At 28.3% G+C, this 1,162-nt stretch carries 1 protein-coding gene and 1 pseudogene; one reads left to right on the top strand and one right to left on the bottom strand.

Features of this window, described 5'->3' with window-relative positions; genetic code table 11:
• The coding region (locus BLT30_RS18050) for a restriction endonuclease subunit S (RefSeq protein ID WP_221405605.1) at positions 1 to 624 on the top strand (624 nt) is incomplete at its 5' end.
• Here BLT30_RS18050 and BLT30_RS18260 read toward each other — a convergent pair.
• Positions 617 to 1,162 (bottom strand): annotated as a pseudogene (locus BLT30_RS18260) (hypothetical protein); the annotation flags it as partial. The gene BLT30_RS18050 and the pseudogene BLT30_RS18260 sit on opposite strands and share 8 nt — an antisense overlap.

Genomic DNA, 1,162 nt, shown 5'->3' with positions numbered 1-1,162 from the left:
ATTAGTAAGAAATTATTCTCACGTCAATTGAGATTTAAAAATGGAAACAATGAAAACTATATAGATTGGAATACTAAAAAGTTGGGAGAGGTTACAACTCTTGTAAATAAGAGAAATAAAAATAACGAAAAGCTTCCTGTTTATTCTATAAATAACAAATTAGGATTCGTTCCGCAAAGTGAGCAATTCGAGGGAGTTGATAGCGAAGATAGAGGCTACGATATTAAACTATACAAAATAATTGACACGAACACCTTTGCCTATAATCCAGCAAGAATTAATGTGGGGTCTATTGGCTATAGTGAAAACTTAGAGAATATTATTATCAGTTCATTGTATGTTTGTTTTAAAACAGATAACACCGTAAATGACAACTTTCTATATCAATATCTAAAGACAGATTTTTTTAATAGAGAAGTTTTAAGAAATGTTGAAGGAGGAGTAAGAGATTATCTTTTCTACGACAATTTTGCGAGAATTAAATTTGGTTTACCTTGTATTGAAGAGCAAAAAAAGATTGCTGATTACCTTTCATCTATAGATTCAAAGATTGATATTGAAAGCCAACTATTGCATAAATTTGAAAAACAAAAGAGATACTTGTTAGCTAATTTATTTATATAAATAAATTAGCTAACAAGTATTGTTTCTGCTTAAGTAATAGCGTATGAATTTCAAATTCAGTTTTTATTTTATCGTCAATACTTGCTAGAAAATCTGCAACATATGTTTGTTGAATATAATTAGGTAATTGCATTTCCATAGTCTCAATTTCGGAGATATAATGCCGTTTGTGTTCATTTGATGATAGATTTAAAAATGACAAATACTCAAATATAAATTTTAGGTTCACATTTGGTTTCGCTGTCAGTATTTTAATTGCTGAAGATTTTACTTTGAATGGAAAATTAACAAACTTTATATCCATTGTAAAATCATCGAAAATGATACATTGACCTTTGTCATAAATACCAAATTCTTCATCGGTATATCCTAATACAAAAGCTTTATTTGCAGTTAGAACTGGAATTAGCGAAATATCAGATGAATAATCCGTATTTGTAACCAAATATTTAGTTGGCTGTTCATAGTTTAAAGTATCCTTAACTTGAACATATTCATTTTCGTGATTAAGAATTTGTTCGTATAGTTGATAGCGAAG

This window comes from Epilithonimonas hungarica (assembly GCF_900102265.1).
Taxonomy (GTDB): Bacteria; Bacteroidota; Bacteroidia; order Flavobacteriales; family Weeksellaceae; genus Epilithonimonas; species Epilithonimonas hungarica.
This window is presented reverse-complemented; position numbering and strand designations above follow the sequence as displayed.